We start from the raw sequence: 19,848 nt of genomic DNA, 5'->3' as shown, positions 1-19,848 counted from the left end.
GTGCTCAGTGGACACGCCGACGGTCAAGGTTACGGGGCGGTGGCCGAGAGGGTCAAACCGGGCCAGGCCCGGTGGACGTGCGCTCGGTCACGCCTCGCGACCGCGGTCCCGGGCGGGCGCTTCGGGGCGCCCGCCCGGGACCGGGAACGGTCAGGCCTCGTCGGTGGAGGCCGTGACGGTGGGCAGCGTCTGCTGCGCCGCCGCGGTCTTCTTCGACGCGGTCTTCTTCGTGGCCGCCGTCTTCTTGGTCGCGGCCTTCTTCGCCGTGACCTTCTTGGCGGCGGTCTTCTTGGTGGCCGCCGTCTTCTTGGTGGCGGCCTTCTTCGCCGTGACCTTCTTGGCGGTCTTGCGCGCGGCGGCCTTCTTGGCCGGAGCGGTCTCCTCGACGGCCTCCGGGGCCTCGACGGCCGCCTCGGCGACGGTCTCGACGACCGCCTCCGCCACGGGAGCCTCCTGCGCCTGGCCCTCCGCCGCGGGGACGACCACCACGGCCGTCTCCTCCGACGCGGTCGGCGCGGTGGCCTTGCGCACGGCGCGACGCCGCGGACGGGCCGGGGCGGCGCTCTCGGCGGGCGCCTCGACGACGGCGGCGGGCTCGGCGGCCTGGGCGGGCTCGGCGGCCACGGGGGCCCCCGGCTCGGCGGCGACCGGCGTGGCCTGCTCGGCGACCGTCACGACCGCGGCCTCCGCACCCGCGGGCGAACCGGCCGGCGCGGACACCTTGCGGGTGGCACGACGGCGGGTGCGGCCCTTGGGCGCGGCCTCCTCGGCGACCGGCGCCGCGTGGCGGACCGGGTCCTCGACGGCGGCCGGCTCGGCCTGGATCTCCGCGGCGGACTCCGCCCGCACCGGACGCGCGATCTCCTCGGCGACCGTCACCTGCTGGGCGGTGGGCACGGCGGCCACGGGCTCGGCGGCGGCCACGGCCTCCGCCCTGGGCGCACCGGCCGGAGCCGAGGCCCGGCGGCCCGCCCGGCGGCGCGAACGGCCACGGGACGCCGCGGCCTCCGCCTCGGCGACGCTGCTGTACAGCTCCTCGTCCGGCGCGAAGTCGGGCGCGGGCAGCGCGACCGGCTCGGCCACCTCCGCGACGATCTCGGCCTCGGTCTCCGCCTCCTGCTCGGCGGTCACCGCGGGCTCGGCGGCCACGGTCTCGTGCTCGTGGTCGGCACCGCCGGCGCGGGCACGCTTGCGGCGCTTGCCGCCGCCCCCGGCCGCGGTCGCCTGGTCCATGTGCACGATGACACCGCGACCGTTGCAGTGGACGCAGGTCTCCGAGAACGACTCCAGCAGACCCTGGCCGACCCGCTTGCGGGTCATCTGCACCAGGCCCAGCGAGGTCACCTCGGCCACCTGGTGCTTGGTGCGGTCGCGGCCCAGGCACTCCAGCAGACGGCGCAGCACCAGGTCGCGGTTGGACTCCAGGACCATGTCGATGAAGTCGATGACCACGATGCCGCCGAGGTCGCGCAGCCGCAGCTGGCGCACGATCTCCTCGGCCGCCTCCAGGTTGTTCCTGGTCACGGTCTCTTCGAGGTTGCCGCCCTGGCCGGTGAACTTTCCGGTGTTGACGTCGACCACGATCATGGCCTCGGTCTTGTCGATCACCAGCGAACCGCCGCTGGGCAGCCAGACCTTGCGGTCCAGCGCCTTGGCGAGCTGCTCGTCGATGCGGTACGTCGCGAAGACGTCGACCTCGGAGGTCCACCGGGACAGCCGGTCGGCGAGGTCCGGGGCCACGTGCGAGACATAGCCGTGGATCGTCGACCAGGCCTCGTCACCGCTGACGATGACCTTGGAGAAGTCCTCGTTGAAGATGTCGCGCACGACGCGGACGGTCATGTCCGGCTCGCCGTACAGAAGGGTCGGGGCGTTGCCGCTCTTCGCCTTCTTCTTGATCTCCTCCCACTGCGCCTGGAGCCGCTCGACGTCGCGGCGCAGCTCGTCCTCGCTCGCGCCCTCCGCGGCGGTGCGCACGATGACGCCCGCGTCCTCGGGGACGATCTTCTTGAGGATGGTCTTCAGCCGCGCGCGCTCGGTGTCGGGCAGCTTGCGGCTGATGCCGGTCATCGAGCCCTCGGGCACGTAGACCAGGTAGCGGCCGGGCAGCGAGACCTGCGAGGTCAGACGCGCGCCCTTGTGCCCGATCGGGTCCTTGGTGACCTGGACCAGCACGGACTGGCCGGACTTCAGGGCGGACTCGATACGGCGCGGCCCGTTGGCCATGCCCAGCGCCTCGAAGTTGACCTCACCGGCGTACAGGACGGCGTTGCGGCCCTTGCCGATGTCGATGAAGGCGGCCTCCATCGACGGCAGCACGTTCTGGACCTTGCCCAGGTAGACGTTGCCGACGTACGAGGTCGACTGCTCCTTGTTGACGTAGTGCTCGACGAGCACGTTGTCCTCGAGGACGCCGATCTGGGTGCGGTCGCCCTGCTGGCGGACGACCATCACGCGCTCGACGGCCTCGCGGCGGGCGAGGAACTCGGCCTCGGTGATGATCGGCACCCTGCGGCGGCCCTGCTCGCGGCCCTCGCGGCGGCGCTGCTTCTTGGCCTCCAGACGGGTCGAGCCCTTGATGGACTGCACCTCGTCGGACGGCTCGGCGGCCTTGCGCGGCTCGCGGACCTTGACGACGGTGCGCTCCGGGTCGCCCTCGCCGGGCTCGGCGTCGGCGGAGCTGTCACCGGCGCGGCGACGGCGCCGGCGGCGACGACGGCTGGAGGAGCTGGAGCCGCCGTCCTCGGCGTCCTCGGCGTCCTCTTCCTCCTGCTCGGCGGTGTCCTCGGCGTCCTGCTCGGCCTGCTCGGCGGCGAACTCCTCGCCGTCGGCGGACTCGCCCGCCTCGGCGTCCGCGGACTCGCCCCGGCGGCGACGGCGGCCACCGCGGCGGCGGCGACGGCGCGAACCGGTCTCCTCGGTGTCGTCCTCGCCCTCGGCGGCCTCGTCGGCCTCCTCCGGCTCCTCGTCGGCGGCGGGCTCGACGGACTCCGCGGGCACGGCGGCGGGCTCGGTGGTCTCGGCGGGGGCCTCGGCCTCCTCGACGAAGCCGGTGGCCCGGCGGCGGCGCCTGCGGCGCGGGGCGGCAGGCTCCTCCGCGAGCTCCTCGGGCTCGGTGGTCCCGGTCTCCTCCGCGGCCTCGGCGGCCGCTTCGGCGGCGGCCCGCTCGGGCGTCTGGAACTTCGGCTCGGCGAACACGGGCGCCTGGAACAGGGCGACCGCGGGCCGTGCCGGGCGGCGCCGCGACCCGGGCTCGGCGGCGGCCTCCTCGGCGGCCGGCTCACCGGCTGCGCGCTCGGGCTCGGAGAACCCGGTGGCGGCCTTGCGGACGACCCGACGACGACGGCGCGGCGCGGCGTCCTCCTGGGCCTGGTCGGCGGACTCCGGCACGGGAGCCTCCTCGATGGGTGCGGCGGGCGCGGCGGCCTCGGCCGGCTCGGTGGCCGCCGGGGTCTCGGCGCTCTCGGCGGGCGCGGTGACGCGTCGGGTGGCGCGGCGGCGCGTACGACGCGGGGCGGCGTCCTCGGTCTCGGCCTCGGCCTCGGCCTCGGGGCCGGTCTCGGCAACAGGCGCGGCGGTCTCCCCGACGGCCGGGGTCACCACGGTCTCGGCGGCCTCGGGCGCACCGGCGGGAGCCGTGGCACGACGAGTGGCACGACGACGCGTACGCGGCGCGGCGGCGGCCTCCTCGACGGCAGGCACCTCAGCGGCAGGCACCTCGGCGGCAACAGGCTCCGCGACCTCAGCGGCCACGACAGGCGTCTCCGCCACCACAGCCTCAGCGGCCTCGGGCGCACCCGCCGGAGCCGTGGCACGACGAGTCGCACGACGACGCGTACGCGGCGCGGCGGCGGCCTCCTCGACGGCAGGCACCTCAGCGGCAGGCACCTCGGCCTCTGCCTCGGTGTCGGCCTCCGGCTCCGGTTCGGCCGGTATGGCCGGAGCGACGATCTCCTCGGGCGTGTCGGCGGTGGCAACCGGCGGACCCGCCGGACGCGACGCGGCACGGCGCCGACGGCGCGGCGGCAGGGTGTCGCTGGGGGTGTTCGGTTCGGAACCCTCTACGGGCTCGGTCGGTTCGAGCATGCGGGCGTATCTCCCGTCAGGCTCCCGGGCGCCGCGCATGGTCCGGCATGTGGCCGGTGACGTCCGCGGCTCGCGCTATGCGCGAATGCCGCCGTCCGGGGCGCGGGCGCCGCACGGGAGCTCTCTGTGTCCTGTCTCGCCGGTTCCGTACGCCTTGTCGCGTACGGCCTGGCGAAAGTCTTGTGGTCGGTGCGCTGCCCGACCCAGGTGGCTCCCGAGTACGAGGGCGGCGCTTTCGACGTCCGTCCCTTCGCGGGACTTCCTTACGCAGGCTCCTTCGCGGCGGCAGTCGCCGCGGCCGGTCGGGCCGCTGCTGCCTCGCGGTCGGGCGCGAGCGGGTCGGTCACCGTGCCGGTCTCTTCATCGAACAGCCCCTGCGCCAGCCTGGTCACCGCTGCGGGGACCGGCGGCGCCAGGTCGGCCACGGCGCGGAGACCGGACAGGACGTCGTCGGGTCGAACGGCAGGCGTCACGTGCCGAACAACCAGCCGCAGTATCGCACAGGGCTGGTCGGTCGGCCTATCAGCCGGCGAACTGTGCGTTTCTGTACCGCCGGCCACGCTTTCCAGGCCGACGACCGCGGAGCGGGCGTCGAAGGTCCGGACGCCGTTCTTGGTCATCCGCTGGACCTCCACGGTCTCCGCCCCGATGAAGGCGGCCACCGCGCGGCCCGCGTCCTCGGGATCCACGCCTTCCAGACGCAGTTCCCATACCGAGGCCGTGAGCCGGTCGGCGAGCCCCGACGTACGGACCTCGACCGCGTCGACGACGTCGAGGCCCGGGGGCAGCGACTCGTCGAGCAGGGCGCGCAGCTTCTCCGGGTCCCGCGCCGCGGTGAGCGCGATCTCCAGATACTCGGCCTCACTGCCCGTGCCGGTGGGTGCGGCATTGGCGTAGGACACCTTCGGATGCGGCGTGAAGCCGGCCGAATAGGCCATGGGGACCTCGGCGCGGCGCAGCGCACGCTCGAAGGCGCGCTGGAAGTCGCGGTGGCTGGTGAACCTCAGGCGGCCGCGCTTGGTGTAGCGCAGTCGGATGCGCTGCACCGCGGGTGCCGGCGGCGGGCCTTCGGGCTGTCGCTTGCCCAGGGGAACTTCTCCTTGCTTACGCGTTCCGTGCACGATCCCCGCAGGCGCGCGGGGAGCATCCTCGGGCCAGCGCCTGCCCGGTGTGATGGTCGGGATCAGCCCCGCGTGTGCGGGGAGATTTCGCGTGTGGCCCTCTTTTCTAGATTACGCGCTCCGCCGTCCGAGAGTTCCCGCCGGTCCGACTGGGCCGTCTCGCGGGGTTCGCCGAACAGCATCCGCCGGAAGTCGGCGCGGGCCTGGCGTGCGGAGTCGCGCGCGGCCGCGAGCACCTGCCGGGTGGCCCGGCCGACACCGCGCGCGGCCTCGGCGGCGGGCCGCCAGACGGCGTCGCGGACGAGATGGCCGACGGGGGTGAGGACCGTCCGGTACACCCAGCGGACCGGCTCGACGAAGACCCACCTCAGGAGGGTGGCGAGGAACCGCCCGACGGCCCGCGAGATGTGCCCCGCCACCCGCCAGGCGTGCCCGAGCGCCTCCCCGATCTCCCGGCCGAGGACGGCCAGGAACCGCCCGACGGGCGTGAGGACGTACCGCCACACGCCGAGCGCGGGCAGCACGAACAGCACCCGGCTGGTCCAGTACAGGACGAACCCGACGCCCTTGACGATCCCCGTGAGCACCCACCACACACCCTCGGCGCACCAGGCGACGGCGTGCCCCACGGGCGTGAGCACCCAGCGGTAGAGCCAGAGGGACGGCACGACGACGAGGTACCGCACCAGCCGGATCAGCACGGCGGACACCCCGCGCGCGAGCGCCCCGAGCCCGAGACCGAGCCACTTGCCCACCCAGGCGATCGCGCGCCCGACCGGTGCGAGCACATACGCGTACACCCAGCTCAGCCCGGCCCCGACGCCCCGCAGCACCCAGGCGAGGCCGGCCCGGATCCCGCGCAGCACCCAGGCGGTCCCCGCACCCGTGGCCCGTACGGCCCAGGCGACTGCGTGCCCGACCGGGGTCAGCACGACCCGGTACAGCCAACCCGCCGGGACGATGACCAGCACCCGCCCCAGCCAGGCCAGGCCCTGGCCGACCGGCACCAGGACGTACCGCCACAGCCCCACGAGCGGCCAGACGAACACGGCCCGGCCGAGCCACAGCAGCGCCCGGCCGACGGGCCGGAGCACGGTGTCGTTCAGGAACCGCCCGCCGACGACGAGGGCGTCCCACACCACGCGCACCGGGACGACGAGCACGAGCACGACGATCCGCACGGGCAGGCGGACGGCGGTGACGAGGCAGCCTTCCGGCTGCCTGGGCTCGGGGTACTTCTGCGGCTCCATGTCGGTCAGGACGCCCGGGCCCGCGCAAGGGGTTCACGCCGTGGGGTTGCGATGCCGTCACGTCCTGGCCGCACGACCGCATCAACCAGCTAGACCGTTTTACGTATTTGACGGCGTGTTGTCCATGTACACGACGACTGCCGCAAGGTGCTCGGGTCACCCTCGCACCGGAGGTCCGGGACGCCCCCGGACCGTTTCGTGCCAAGGAGCAAGTCCATGAGTCCTCGCAACAGGACGTCTCTGCTCGGTCCGCTCGCCCGGGCGCGGTTCCAGAAGGCCGGGATGCTGACCTCCCTGACCCTGGTCCTGGCCGCCTCGGTCGTCGCGCCGACCGCGGTGGCCGCGCAGACCGTGTCCGACAGCAGACCGGCCGCCCGCGAGTACCCCGGCGGCACCGACTGCAAGCCCCCCAAACACCGGTCGGCCGCGGTGCCGGAGACCACCGACAAGTGCAAGGGCGCGACCGGGGCCACCGGCCCGAAGGGCGCCAAGGGCGCGACCGGGGCGAAGGGCGCGACCGGCGCCACCGGCCCGAGAGGCGCGACGGGAGCGACCGGGGCGACGGGAGCGACGGGCACGCCTGGCCAGAACGGAGCCACCGGAGCGACGGGAGCCACGGGCACGCCTGGCCAGAACGGAGCCACCGGAGCGACGGGAGCCACGGGCACGCCTGGCCAGAACGGAGCGACCGGAGCGACGGGGGCCACGGGCGCGCAGGGCGCCACCGGGGCGACCGGCGCCACCGGGGCCACGGGCGCGCAGGGCGCCACCGGGGCGACCGGTGCCACCGGGGCCACGGGCGCGCAGGGCGCCACCGGCCCCGCCGCCTGCACCGACATCGACGCCAGCCAGGACAGCAACAACTTCGAGGTCCGGGCCGTCCTGAGCGGGAGCAACCCCGCGCGCGCCTACGCGGGCATCCGCGACCTCACCGGCGACGCGCTCAACCCGTTCCTGTGGACCGACCTCAGCACCCACCCGAACTACCCGCAGAACGCCTGCGGGATCTCGATCGTCCAGCACGGCCTGGGCAGCGACCCCGAAGGGGACGTCCGGGTCGACGTGGTCACCACCGCGGGACAGGTCTACGAGACCCAGTGCGCGGTGGTCGTCTCCAACCGGACCCTCAACTGCGCGAACAACGCCTGGGTCCTCGTGAACCGGCAGCCGGCTCCCGGCGCCGTGAACGGCGGGACCGTCGTCCCGTAGACCGGCGTCACGCACAGGGGTGTCCGGGCGGCCCTCACGGCTGCCGGGCACCCCTTGCCGTGTCACCCCGCACCAGCAGACTCACCGTCATCCCGGTCACCGGGCGGCTCTCGGCCACGGAGTACCTGGTCTGGAGGGCGCTCGACTGGACGGGGTCGATGGCGTCGAAGGGGAACGCGGTGCCCTCGGTGAGCAGCCAGACGCGCTCCTCGTCCCCGAGGCACCGCTCCGGTTCGGCGCACTGGACCGTGTAGAGGTCGTCGATCCCGGCGGGGGTCCTCGCGAGGAAGACGTCGCGCAGCCTCAGATCGCGCGGCAGGTAGTAGCGCACTCCCCCGTCGAGCTGCCAGGTGTCGGCGCGGTCGTAGACGACGGCGTCCCCGGGCCGGTGCAGCCGTACGACCAGGTCCGCGGCCGCCGCGTAGTCGAGCGGCACGGGGGCGTTGTGCGCGAAGGGCCGCCGCACCTCGCGCTGGTCGGGGACCGTGAGCAGGGCGAGGGCCGACAGCAGGGCCGCGGCCGACTTCCAGGAGCGCAGGGCCCCGGCCGCCCCGGCGCCCGCCAGGAGGGCCCAGGCCGGGAGGGCGAAGAGGACGTAGACGCCCCGGAAGTAGGAGACCTCGCCGTGGGAGGCCGCCCACACCAGGGCCGGGGGCAGCAGGACCCAGGTCCCGCAGAGCAGCAGCGGCATCCTGCGGGGCGCGCGGGCCAGCAGGGCGAGGGCGATGAGCGCTCCGGCGCCCAGGGCGGAGGCGAAGAGCTCCACGGGCAGGGTAAGCAGCGCCCAGCCGTCCGGCTCGGGCACCCAGTACAGCTGGCGTCCGGCCTGGGACCTGCCCAGCACGGCGAGCGGGGCGGTGCACGCGGCGACCGCGGTGAGCGCGAGGGCGGGCCGCCACCACAGGGAACGGTCCTGCCGCAGCCGGGCCGCGAGCGGCCAGAGGTGGGCGAGCACCACGGACAGCGCGACCAGATGGAGGAACCCGGTGAGGACCAGCGCCAGGGTGTAGCCGGCCCACCGCCAGGGGCTGCGCGGCCGGTCCAGCGCCCGCAGCAGCAGAAGGCCGGCGAGGGCGACGGCGAACACGACCAGGGCGTACGAACGGGCCTCCTGGCCGTAGCGGCTCACCGCCGGTGTGAGCGCGAGAAGCAGCCCCGCCAGAATTCCGGCCCGATATCCGAAGAGGCGCTGACCGAGGAGGGCCACGACCGACGCCGTCGCGGCGACGGCCAAGAGGGACGGCAGCCGCAGCGAAAGGACGGAATCCCCGAACAGCTCCACCCACCCGTGCAGCAGCAGGTAATACGCGCCGTGCACGGCGTCGACGTTTCGCAGGGTGGCCAGGATCTGCCCGGTGTCCCGCCCGGCCATGTCCCAGGTGACCAGTTCGTCGCGGCCGAGCAGGGTGCCGGTGAGCCCCAGTCCGCCCAGGGCCAGGGCCGCGACGCACGGCCACAGCCAGAGCGGGACGCGAGGTGCGGCGGACCCGGGCGCTTCGGCGGAGTGGAATTCCTCACGGGAAAGCTGCGGGGTGATGACCATAGGAATTACTCCGGTCCGTCGGCTGGAACTCCCCACTTATACCTGCCAGGCCGTCCGTGGTTGCTTGTGCGGGCCGCCGGGGCCCGATAAATTCACCGGCCGGTCCTTTTCTCCGGAGAAAAGAAAAAGCCATGAAAACGGTCTGCCTTAATATGATCGTCAAGGACGAGGCCCATGTGATCCGGCGCTGCCTGGAGTCCGTGCGCCCGCTCGTCGACACCTGGTCCGTCCTTGACACCGGCTCGACCGACGGGACCCAGGAGATCGTCCGCGACACCCTCGCCGATCTGCCCGGAGCGCTCCACGAGAGCCCGTGGAGAGGCTTCGACCTGTCCCGCACGGAGGCGATCGAACGCGCCCGGGACCGCGCCCGGTATCTGCTGTTCATCGACGCCGACGACGTGCTGGAGACCGACCCCGGCTTCACCCTGCCGGAGCTGACCCACGACTGCTACGACCTCCAGGTGCGGCACGGCCCGGTCGTCCACTGGCGCCCCTCGCTGGTGTCGGCCCGCCTGCCCTGGCGGTACGTCGGCGTGCTGCACGAGTACCTGGAGTGCGAGGAGCCGTTCAGCCGGGCCGTCCTGGACGGCGTCCGCATGGTCATCATGGGCGGCGGCGGACGGTCACGGATCAGCGACCGCCAGAAGTACCTGCGCGACGCCGCGGTCCTCAAGGACGGCCTCGCCAGGGAACCCGCGAACGCCCGCTACGCCTTCTACCTCGCGCAGAGCTGGCGCGACGCCGGGGAACCGGCCAAGGCGCTCGCCGCCTACGACAGACGCGCCGCCATGGACGGCTTCGACGAGGAGGCGTTCTGCGCCCGCCTCTACGCGGCCCGTCTCGCCGTGACGCTCAAGCGCCGCCCGTCCGAGGTCGTCTCGCGCTTCCTGGAGGCCCACGAGTGCCGGCCGACCCGGGCTGAACCGCTCGGCGAACTCGCCCACTTCTGCCGCGTCCGGGGCGAACGCTGGCCGCTCGCCCACCTGTTCGCGCGCCGCGCGGCGGAGCTCCCGCGGCCCGACGACATCCTCTTCGTCGAACAGGCCTGGTACGACTGGCGGGCCCTGGACGAACTGGCCGTGGCGGCCTACTGGACGGGCGCCTACCGCGAGTCCCTGGAGGCCTGCGAACAGCTCCTGGACGGCGGCAGGCTCCCCGGGGAACACCGTGAACGCGTCCTCGCCAACCGCGACTTCGCCCGCGGCAGGCTGTCCGTCGGCACGCCCCGCTCCGAGCCTGCCGGGCGGACCGCCGCGGGCCACCTATAGCGCCGCGGGCCTCCCCTCACGTAGCGGCGCGGGGACGGGAAAAGGGGCCCTCCCTACACGGGAAGGGCCCCTCCTGGTCACCGTCCGCCTCAGTGGGTGTGCGCGCCGCTCGGGGCGGGCGCCGCGTTCTTCACCGTGAGCGGGAGCAGCTTCTTGCCCGTGGGGCCGATCTGGATGTGCGTGTCCATGGCCGGGCAGACACCGCAGTCGAAGCAGGGCGTCCAGCGGCAGTCCTCGACCTCGGTCTCGTCGAGGGCGTCCTGCCAGTCCTCCCAGAGCCAGTCCTTGTCGAGGCCCGAGTCGAGGTGGTCCCAGGGCAGGACCTCCTCGTAGGCGCGCTCGCGGGTGGTGTACCAGTCGACGTCGACGCCGAAGGGCTCCAGGGCCTTGTCGGCACAGGCCATCCAGCGGTCGTAGGAGAAGTGCTCGCGCCAGCCGTCGAAGCGGCCGCCGTCGTCGTACACCGCGCGGATGACGGCGCCGACGCGGCGGTCTCCGCGGGAGAGCAGGCCCTCGACGATGCCGGGCTTGCCGTCGTGGTAGCGGAAGCCGATCGAGCGGCCGTACTTCTTGTCGCCGCGGATCTTGTCGCGCAGCTTCTCCAGGCGCGCGTCCGTCTCCTCGGCCGACAGCTGCGGCGCCCACTGGAAGGGGGTGTGCGGCTTGGGCACGAAACCGCCGATCGACACCGTGCAGCGGATGTCGTTCGAGCGGGAGACCTCGCGGCCCTTGGCGATCACGTTCATCGCCATGTCGGCGATCTGCAGGACGTCGTCGTCGGTCTCGGTGGGCAGGCCGCACATGAAGTACAGCTTCACCTGGCGCCAGCCGTTGCCGTACGCCGTCGCGACCGTCCTGATCAGGTCCTCTTCGGAGACCATCTTGTTGATGACCTTGCGCATGCGCTCGGAGCCGCCCTCGGGCGCGAAGGTCAGGCCCGAGCGGCGGCCGTTGCGGGTCAGCTCGTTGGCCAGGTCGACGTTGAAGGCGTCCACGCGGGTGGAGGGCAGCGAGAGGCCGATCTTGTCTTCTTCGTAGCGGTCGGCCAGGCCCTTGGCGACCTCGCCGATCTCCGAGTGGTCCGCGGAGGACAGCGACAGCAGGCCGACCTCCTCGAAGCCGGTCGCCTTCAGGCCCTTCTCCACCATCTCGCCGATGCCGGTGATGGAGCGCTCGCGCACCGGACGGGTGATCATGCCCGCCTGGCAGAAGCGGCAGCCGCGGGTGCAGCCGCGGAAGATCTCCACCGACATGCGCTCGTGGACCGTCTCGGCCAGCGGCACCAGCGGCTGCTTCGGGTACGGCCACTCGTCCAGGTCCATGACGGTGTGCTTGGACACCCGCCACGGCACACCGCTGCGGTTCGGCACGACACGGGCGATCCGGCCGTCCTGGAGGTACTCCACGTCGTAGAACCGCGGGATGTACACCGCGCCCGTCTTCGCGAGGCGCAGAAGGACCTCCTCGCGGCCGCCGGGACGGCCCTCCGCCTTCCACTCGCGGATGATCCTCGTCATGTCGAGCACGGCCTGCTCGCCGTCGCCGATGACCGCCGCGTCGATGAAGTCGGCGACCGGCTCCGGGTTGAAGGCCGCGTGACCGCCCGCCAGCACGATCGGGTCGTCGATCCCGCGGTCCTTCGACTCCAGCGGGATGCCCGCCAGGTCCAGCGCCGTCAGCATGTTGGTGTAGCCGAGCTCCGTGGAGAAGCTCAGGCCGAACACGTCGAAGGCGCCGACCGGCCGGTGGCTGTCCACGGTGAACTGCGGGACCCCGTGCTCGCGCATGAGCGCCTCCAGGTCCGGCCACACGCTGTACGTGCGCTCGGCGAGGACGCCCTCCTGTTCGTTGAGCACCTCGTAGAGGATCATGACGCCCTGGTTGGGCAGCCCCACCTCGTACGCGTCGGGGTACATGAGCGCCCAGCGGACGTCACAGCTCTCCCACTCCTTGACGGTGGAATTGAGCTCGCCGCCCACGTACTGGATCGGCTTCTGCACATGCGGCAGCAGGGCTTCGAGCTGCGGGAAAACCGACTCGGCAGACATCGCGGAGGACCTTCGTGAGCAGACGGAACTGACAGGGGTGACCATCTAGCCTAACGCGACCGCCGACCCGGCCCGGCACGTCCACACCTCCGCCCCCGCGCCCGGGCCGTCGGGACGCCCCGTACTCCAGCCCGGCTCGGGCAGGTCGGGCCGCCCATTCCCGCGTCGCCTTCGGGGATGGTGCGGGTGAGTTGGCGGCCGACCGTCGCCGGTGGTCGCTCACGCAGTTCCCCGCGCCCCTGAAGGCGCGTGCCGTTCGGGCGGTACAGAAGGCCCTCGTCGGCCCGCTCAGACCCGGGCGCCCGCCTTCGTCTCCGCCCACGCCTGGGGCAGCCGCGCCTCGTCGGCCGTCGCCCGCCGTTCCTCCCGCCCGTACAGCACCCCGTAGGTGAAGGAACTCTCCCCAGCCGCCTGCGCCTGAGCGGCCAGTTCCCGCAGCGCCTCGCGGGTCATCACGCTGTCCTGGTGGTCGCCGAGAAGGTTCTGGAGGGACTTCATCGACTTCACCAGCCCCGCGGCGTCCGCACCGAGGGCCGGGACGGCCGCCTCCGCCGAGTACCGGGTGCGCTTCGCCTTCTTGCGCGCCTCGTGCAGCGCGAGGTCGCGCTCGTGGCCGGGCGGCAGCTCCAGGGCCCGCTCCACGAGGACGGACAGCTTCGCCAGGTCCTTGCGCACGGCCTTGCCGATCACCTTCTCCGGAGCCCCGGCCGCCGCCTTCAGCAGCGGCGGATCGGCGATCAGCCCGTCCAGCGTGCCGAGCAGCTCCAGATACCGCTTCCCGTCCAGTACGGCGATCAGCCGCCGCCGCGATCCGCCGCGCCGGGCGTTGGTCCAGATGCGCAGCCGCCCGCGCACCGGCCCGGCGAGCAGCGCGCGGGGCAGTTCGCCGAGGGCGGCGGTGATCCGCTCGGTGAGCACCTCCTGGTCGCGGTCCACGCCCAGCTCCCCCGCGAGCCACTTCAGTTCGTCGCCGACCGGGTCGGTGACGGAACGGTCGAGGACCGCGCCGAAGGAACGGAAGGCGCTGCGCGTCCTGCGGGTGGCCACCCGCATGCTGTGCACGGAGTCGTACACGTCACGCCGTACGGCGGGGTCCAGCTCCACGATCGCCGCGCGCTGGGCCCGCAGATACGCCAGGACGTGATCGCCGGCCGTGACGGGTTCGGCCGCTCTGCGCGCGCCCTTGGCCCTGCGCTTTCTCCTCGGAGCGGTCTCGGCGAGCGCGCGGGCCAGTTTGGAGGCGGACGACGAGGGCCGCACGCCCGCCTTGCGCAGGCGCTTCTCCACCTCGTCGAGGAAGACCGGGTCGCCGCCGTCGGCGAGTTCCACCTCGATCTCGGTCCACTGGGCCTCGCCGCCGCCCACGGTGAGCCGCTCGGCGCGCACGGCGTCCACGCTGACCTCGGCCAGCAGCCGCCCCTCGGCGTCGGTCAGCTCGCGCACGTCCCGGTCGGAGCGCAGCCGGACCACCGGCTCCAGCTCGGCGTCGCGCACCCGCGAGCGCAGCAGCCCGGCGAGGACACGGGGCACGGTGTCGGCGAGCGGGGCCCGGATCTCGTCGCGCACCCCCGGCGCCACGGGGAACTTCAGATGCCAGCCCGCGTCGGAGCCGCCGGTGCGCCGGCGCAGCGTGATCGACGCCGCGTTCAGCCGTTCGTCGGCCGTGTCGTAGTAGGTGGCGTCCAGGTGCGCGACACCCTTGTCCACCACGGCCGCGACACCGGCGACGCCGGTCAGGTCGGGCAGGCCGCTGTCGTCGGATTCGTACTTCCGCTCGATCTCGCGCTTGGTGTCCGCCATGACCTGAATCTAGTGCCCGGCGCGGCCGGACAACAGGGCACAACAGGCCCCGAAACGCCGGGCGAACGGAAGGTGATGGCCCTTTACGCCGACAACGGTCTCTGCACCCGGATGGACTGCAACAGCCCGACCGCCACCCACACCGCGAACATCGACGAGCCTCCGTACGACACGAACGGCAGCGGCAGACCGGTGACGGGCATGATCCCGAGGGTCATGCCGATGTTCTCGAAGGACTGGAAGGCCAACCAGGCCACGATCCCCGCCGCCACGATCGTGCCGTACAGCTCGGTCGTCTCCCGGGCGATCCGGCAGGCCCGCCACAGCACCACGCCGAGCAGCACGATGATCAGGCCGCCGCCGACGAAGCCCAGCTCCTCGCCCGCGACCGTGAACACGAAGTCGGTCTGCTGCTCGGGCACGAACTGGCCGGTGGTCTGCGAGCCGTGGAAGAGGCCGGAGCCGGTCAGACCGCCGGAACCGATGGCGATCCGCGCCTGGTTGGTGTTGTACCCGACGCCCGCCGGGTCGAGCTCGGGGTTGGCGAACGCGGCGAACCGGTTGATCTGGTACTCGTCCAGGACGCCGAGCTGCCAGATCGCCAGGGCGCCCAGGGTGCCCGTGCCCAGCAGGCCGAACACCCAGCGGTTGGAGGCGCCGGAGGCCAGCAGCACGCCCAGCACGATGATCACCATGACCATGACCGAGCCGAGGTCGGGCATCAGCAGCACGACCACCATCGGCACCGCGGCCAGGCCGAGGGCCTGGAGCACCGTGCGGTGGTCGGGGTAGGGCTTGTCGCCCGCGTCGACTCTCGCCGCCAGCAGCACCGCCATGCCCAGGATGATCGTGATCTTCACGAACTCCGAGGGCTGGAGGGAGAAACCGCCGCCGAGCACGATCCAGGAGTGCGCGCCGTTGACCGTGGAGCCCAGCGGGGTGAGCACCAGCAGGATCAGGAACACCGAGGCGCCGTACAGGACGGGCACGGCCGTGCGCAGGGTGCGGTGGCCGAGCCAGACCGTGCCGAGCATCAGGGCGAACCCGATGCCGGTGTTCATGAGGTGCCGGATCAGGAAGTAGTACTGGTCGCCCTGGTTGATCTCGGTGCGGTTGCGGGTGGCCGAGAAGACCAGCAGCGAGCCGATCAGCGACAGCGCGATCGCGGCCAGCAGTATCGGCCAGTCCAGCCGGCGGGCGAGCGAGTCGCGGGCGAGCAGCCGCGTCCAGCCGGCCCGCTCGGGTCCGTAGCCGGAGACCTGGAAGCTGTTGACGCCGGTCATGAGCACTTCCTCCGGCCGGGGCGGCGGGTCCGCCGTCGGCGCCGTGTCTCGCGGTTGCCGGTCTCCGGGGAGGCCACGGTCGCCGGCTGCTGTCCGTCCGCCGTGCCGGTGGCGTCGTCGTCCGGGTTCGCGGCGACCGTCTCCACCGTCTGCTCGGCGGGCTTCTGGTACTTCTGCTGGTCCTTCGCCGGGTCCTTGGACACCTTCGGCGCGGTGATCGAGCCGTCCGAGCGGATCGTCGGCAGGTTCCGCTGCGGGGTCGGCAGCAGCGCGTTCTTCTTGCTGATGACGCCGTCGTCGGAGATGCCGTACAGCGCGTCGTATATGTTGCGCACGGCCGGTCCGGAGGCCCCGGAACCCGTACCACCCTGGGAGATCGTCATCACGATCGAGTAGTCCTTGGTGTACGTGGCGAACCAGGAGGTCGTCTGCTTGCCGTAGACCTCGGCCGTACCCGTCTTGGCGTGCATCGCGATCTTGTCCTGCGGCCAGCCGCCGAACCGCCAGGCGGCCGTACCGCGCGTGGCCACACCGGCGAGGGCCTCGTCCATCTGAGCCAGCGTCGCCTTGTTCACCGGCAGCCTGCCGTGCGACTTGGGCTCGATGGGGGTGACCTTGCTGCCGTCGGCGCTGATGACCGCCTTGCCGACCGTCGGGTCGTACAGCGTGCCGCCGTTGGAGATGGCCGCGTAGATCGTCGCCATCTGGATCGGCGTCACCAGGGTGTCGCCCTGGCCGATGGAGTAGTTGATCTCGTCACCGGCGCGCATCTTGTTGCCCTCGAGGCAGTTCTCGTAGGAGATGCGCTCGACGTAGTCGCCGTCCTTCTTGCCGGTCTTGCACCAGGCGTCCTTGTTGGCCTTCCAGTAGTCCTGCTTCCACTGGCGGTCCGGGACGCGGCCGGTGACCTCGTTGGGCAGGTCGACACCGGTCTCCTCGCCCAGGCCGAACTGGTGGGCGGCCCTGAAGAACCAGTCGCTGGGCTTCTTCTTCGGGGCGATGCCGCCGTCCTTCTGCCACTGGGCGTGGGCCAGCTGGTAGTAGACGGTGTCGCAGGAGACCTCCAGCGCCCGGCCGAGGTCGATCGGGCCGTGGTTCTGGGACTCGAAGTTCTTGAAGACCTGGCCGCCGACGGAGTAGGAGCTGGAGCAGTTGTAGCGGCCGTCGAAGTCGTAGCCGGCCTGGACCGCGGCGGCCGTGGAGACCACCTTGAAGATCGAGCCGGGCGCCGCCTGGCCCTGGATGGCCCGGTTGAGCAGGGGGTAGTTGGAGTTCTTCCCGGTCAGCCGCCCGTAGTCCTTGGCGGAGATACCGCCGACCCAGGCGTTGGGGTCGTAGGTCGGGTTGGATGCCATGGCGACGATCCGGCCGGTCCTGGACTCCATCACCACGACCGCGCCGGCGTCCGCCTTGTAGCGCTCCTGGGTGTTGCGGTCCCACTCCAGACGGGCCGCCTTCATCGCCTCGTTGAGCTCGAACTCGGCGACGCGCTGCACCCGGGCGTCGATGCTGGTGACCAGGTGGGAACCGGCCTGGGCGGGGTCCGCCTCGGCCTGGCCGATGACCCGGCCCAGGTTGTCGACCTCGTAGCGGGTGACGCCCGCCTTGCCGCGCAGCGCCTTGTCGTACTGCCGCTCCAGTCCGGAGCGGCCGACCTGGTCGGAGCGCAGGAACGGCGAGTCGGTGTCCTCGGCCTCCTGGATCTCCTCGTCGGTGACCGGGGAGAGGTAGCCGAGCACCTGCGCGGTGTTGGACTTGCCGGGGGCCGGGTAGCGGCGGACGGCCTGCGGCTCCGCGGTGATGCCGGGGAAGTCCTCGGCGCGCTCACGGATCTGCAGGGCCTGGCGCGCGGTGGCCTCGTCGGTGATGGGGATCGGCTGGTACGGCGAGCCGTTCCAGCAGGGCTGCGGGGTCTCGGAGTCGCACAGCCGGACCTTCTCCTTGACCTCCTTCGGCCGCATGCCGAGGACGCCCGCGAGCTTGGTGAGGACGGCGTCGCCGTCGTCGGACATCTTCAGCAGCTCGGTGCGGGAGGCGGAGACGACCAGCCGGGTCTCGTTGTCCGCGAGGGGAACGCCGCGCGCGTCCAGGATCGAGCCGCGCACGGCGGGCTGGACGACCTGCTGGACGTGGTTCCCGGAGGCCTCCTTGGCGTAGGCCTCGCCCTCCCGGATCTGGAGGTACCACAGGCGCCCGCCGAGCGTGCCGAGCAGCGAGAGGACGAGGATCTGGATGACGACGAGCCGGATCTGGACGCGTGGGGTCCGCCCGGTCTCGGGAATGTTGGTCACTGCTGCCTCCCCCTCTCAGGCTGCGTGCGCGAAGGCTGCGTGCGCGAAAGCCGGTGCGACGACAACGGGTGCGTATGTGCGGACGGGCGACGACGGTCCGCGGCCGCCGGGAACCGGCCCGCGCACCACGGACACCGGTCCGCTCACGAGTGATGAACGAAGGGCACCCGCGCCGCGGTTCCGGCCCGGTTCCCCCGTCCGGGTGAACTCCTCCCTGCTCACAGCCGCTTGACCCCCTTGATGCGCCCGGCGCGTGCCGTGCGGGCGCGGGCCGCCTTCACCTTGAGGCCGCCGAGTCCCCCGCGCTGGCTGCCGATCCGCAGCCCGGTGCCGGAGGACAGCCAGCCGGAGGAGATGTCCGCCGCCTTGGTTCCCGAGCCCGACTCGACGAGCGGGTCGTTGTCCGCCCGGCGGGCCAGCGCCATGACCCCCGGCACCACGAAGGGCGCGAGCAGCAGGTCGTACAGCGCGGCGGTGAACAGCAGGCTGGGCAGGCCCACATGGCGGGCCGCGGTGTCGCCGACGAGGGCGCCGACACCGGCGTACAGCAGCGTCGTGCCGACGGCGGCGACGGCGACCACGGCCAGCGGGCCGGTCGCCGACTTCAGCCGGCCGTTCTCCGGCCTGACCAGGCCCGCCAGATAGCCGATGACGCACAGCACGAGCGCGTAGCGGCCGACCGCGTGGTCGGCGGGCGGGGCGAGGTCGGAGAGCAGTCCGGCGCCGAAGCCGACGAGGGCGCCGCCGACATGGCCGTAGACCAGCGCCAGGCCGAGGACGGTGAGCAGCACCAGGTCGGGCACCGCGCCCGGGAGATGCAGCCGGGCCAGCACGCTGACCTGGAGGACCAGGGCGACGACGACCAGGGTGACGGAGAGCAGGATCCGGTTGAAACGCATCGAGTTCGGCTCCCCTACTGCTGCTCTTGCTGGAACTGGCCGTCGGCCGGCGCGGACGGCGTGACGGTCACCGTCACGGTCGGCGTCGGGGTGGGCCTGGGCTTGGCCGGGAGCACGGTGTCGCGCGGATCCTTTACGGGTGCCTGGACGACGACGCCGACGATGTCGAGCTTGGTGAAGCCGACGTACGGCGTGACGTACAGGGTGCGGGTCAGGCCGCCGCCGGAGGGGTCGACGCGGGAAACCACGCCGACGGGGACGCCGGGCACGAAGGGCCGGTCGGCCTGGGAGCCGAAGGTGACCAGGCGGTCGCCCTTCTTGATCTCGGCCTTGCCGTTGAGCAGTTCGACGCGCAGCGGGCGGTCGCCCTGGCCGGAGGCGAAGCCGAGTTCGTCGGAGCCCTCCATACGGGTGCCGACGGTGAAGTCGGGGTCGTTGGCGAGCAGCACGGTCGAGGCGTTGGGGCCGACCGTGGTGACGCGGCCGACGAGGCCGTCGCCGTTGAGGACGGTCATGTCGCGCCTGATGCCGTCGTTGGCGCCGATGTCGATGGTGATGGTCCAGGAGAAGCCCTGGGCCGCTCCTATCGCGATGACCTCGGCGCCCTTTATGCCGTACTGGCCCTCGCCGGCCACCTTCAGCATCCGGTCGAGCTGGCGCAGCCGGCTGCGGTTGCGGTCGTCGGAGCCGAGCCGGGCCTTGAGCGCGGCGTTCTCCTTCTCCAGTGCGGCGACGCGGTCGTGGCGTTCACCGGAGTCGCGGACGGCGGCGACGGCGTTGCCGACCGGGTCGACCGCGGAGGCGACGCCGTTCTCGATCGGGCCGAAGACGGAGGCCGCGGCCTGGCGGGCACCGTCGACCGGCGAGTCCTCCCCACCACGGATGTCCACCGTGATCAGTGCGAACGCGATGGCAACCAGCAGCACCAGAAGCAGCCGGCTCTCTCGTGTGTCCCTCACGTGCGGCGGCCGTGCCCTTCCTCGATCGGAATTCGGGTAGCCCCTGGGGAAATCCGAGGGGCTCGTTTTGTGGCAGCTTATGCCTCTA

Annotated in this window: 12 protein-coding genes; 2 read left to right on the top strand and 10 right to left on the bottom strand. The window is 72.6% G+C overall.

Annotation, left to right across the window (positions count from 1 at the left end):
• Positions 1–150 precede the first annotated feature (150 nt).
• The 3 genes from ACFYR0_RS01970 to ACFYR0_RS01960 form a co-directional block, all read right to left on the bottom strand.
• Complete coding sequence (locus ACFYR0_RS01970; RefSeq protein ID WP_389320678.1) at positions 151–4,086, bottom strand: ribonuclease E/G; 3,936 nt, start codon at positions 4,084–4,086, stop codon at positions 151–153.
• A 263-nt stretch (positions 4,087–4,349) separates the two neighbouring features.
• A complete protein-coding gene (locus ACFYR0_RS01965; RefSeq protein WP_389320675.1) occupies positions 4,350–5,132 on the bottom strand; it encodes a TIGR03936 family radical SAM-associated protein in 783 nt (260 codons plus the stop codon).
• 137 nt (positions 5,133–5,269) lie between these two features.
• Positions 5,270–6,457, bottom strand: a complete 1,188-nt coding sequence (locus ACFYR0_RS01960) for a hypothetical protein (RefSeq protein WP_389320672.1) — start codon at positions 6,455–6,457, stop codon at positions 5,270–5,272.
• A gap of 216 nt (positions 6,458–6,673) precedes the next feature.
• On the opposite strand from ACFYR0_RS01960, the gene ACFYR0_RS01955 reads away from it, so the two are divergent.
• Positions 6,674–7,666, top strand: coding sequence for a hypothetical protein (locus ACFYR0_RS01955; RefSeq protein ID WP_389320670.1), 993 nt, complete (start codon positions 6,674–6,676; stop codon positions 7,664–7,666).
• Positions 7,667–7,700: 34 nt separating this feature from the next.
• Here the strand turns inward: ACFYR0_RS01955 and ACFYR0_RS01950 are convergent, their stop codons facing one another.
• Positions 7,701–9,209, bottom strand: coding sequence for a glycosyltransferase family 39 protein (locus ACFYR0_RS01950; RefSeq protein WP_389320667.1), 1,509 nt, complete (start codon positions 9,207–9,209; stop codon positions 7,701–7,703).
• 152 nt (positions 9,210–9,361) lie between these two features.
• On the opposite strand from ACFYR0_RS01950, the gene ACFYR0_RS01945 reads away from it, so the two are divergent.
• Positions 9,362–10,480: a glycosyltransferase gene (locus ACFYR0_RS01945; RefSeq protein WP_389320665.1), complete on the top strand. Its 1,119-nt coding sequence runs from the start codon at positions 9,362–9,364 to the stop codon at positions 10,478–10,480.
• An 89-nt stretch (positions 10,481–10,569) separates the two neighbouring features.
• Here the strand turns inward: ACFYR0_RS01945 and ACFYR0_RS01940 are convergent, their stop codons facing one another.
• From ACFYR0_RS01940 to mreC, 6 genes are all read right to left on the bottom strand, one after another.
• Positions 10,570–12,528, bottom strand: coding sequence for a TIGR03960 family B12-binding radical SAM protein (locus ACFYR0_RS01940; protein ID WP_389320662.1), 1,959 nt, complete (start codon positions 12,526–12,528; stop codon positions 10,570–10,572).
• 288 nt (positions 12,529–12,816) lie between these two features.
• The gene (locus ACFYR0_RS01935; protein ID WP_389320660.1) at positions 12,817–14,328 is read right to left on the bottom strand and encodes a CHAD domain-containing protein; all 1,512 of its coding nucleotides are present in this window, start codon (positions 14,326–14,328) and stop codon (positions 12,817–12,819) included.
• A gap of 83 nt (positions 14,329–14,411) precedes the next feature.
• Positions 14,412–15,611, bottom strand: coding sequence for a rod shape-determining protein RodA (gene rodA, locus ACFYR0_RS01930; RefSeq protein WP_389320657.1), 1,200 nt, complete (start codon positions 15,609–15,611; stop codon positions 14,412–14,414).
• Positions 15,608–17,902, bottom strand: coding sequence for a penicillin-binding protein 2 (gene mrdA, locus ACFYR0_RS01925; RefSeq protein WP_389320655.1), 2,295 nt, complete (start codon positions 17,900–17,902; stop codon positions 15,608–15,610). The genes rodA and mrdA overlap by 4 nt, the downstream gene beginning before the upstream one ends.
• A gap of 218 nt (positions 17,903–18,120) precedes the next feature.
• Positions 18,121–18,801: a rod shape-determining protein MreD gene (gene mreD / locus ACFYR0_RS01920; protein WP_389320652.1), complete on the bottom strand. Its 681-nt coding sequence runs from the start codon at positions 18,799–18,801 to the stop codon at positions 18,121–18,123.
• A gap of 14 nt (positions 18,802–18,815) precedes the next feature.
• Positions 18,816–19,760 (bottom strand): rod shape-determining protein MreC, encoded by a 945-nt coding sequence (gene mreC / locus ACFYR0_RS01915; RefSeq protein ID WP_389320649.1) that lies wholly within the window; start codon positions 19,758–19,760, stop codon positions 18,816–18,818.
• Between the last annotated feature and the right edge of the window lie 88 nt (positions 19,761–19,848).

This window comes from Streptomyces sp. NPDC005017 (assembly GCF_042873115.1).
In the GTDB taxonomy this organism is placed as follows: Bacteria; Actinomycetota; Actinomycetes; order Streptomycetales; family Streptomycetaceae; genus Streptomyces.
The sequence above is the reverse complement of the archived record's forward strand: the minus strand, read 5'-3'. Positions and strand labels throughout refer to the sequence as shown.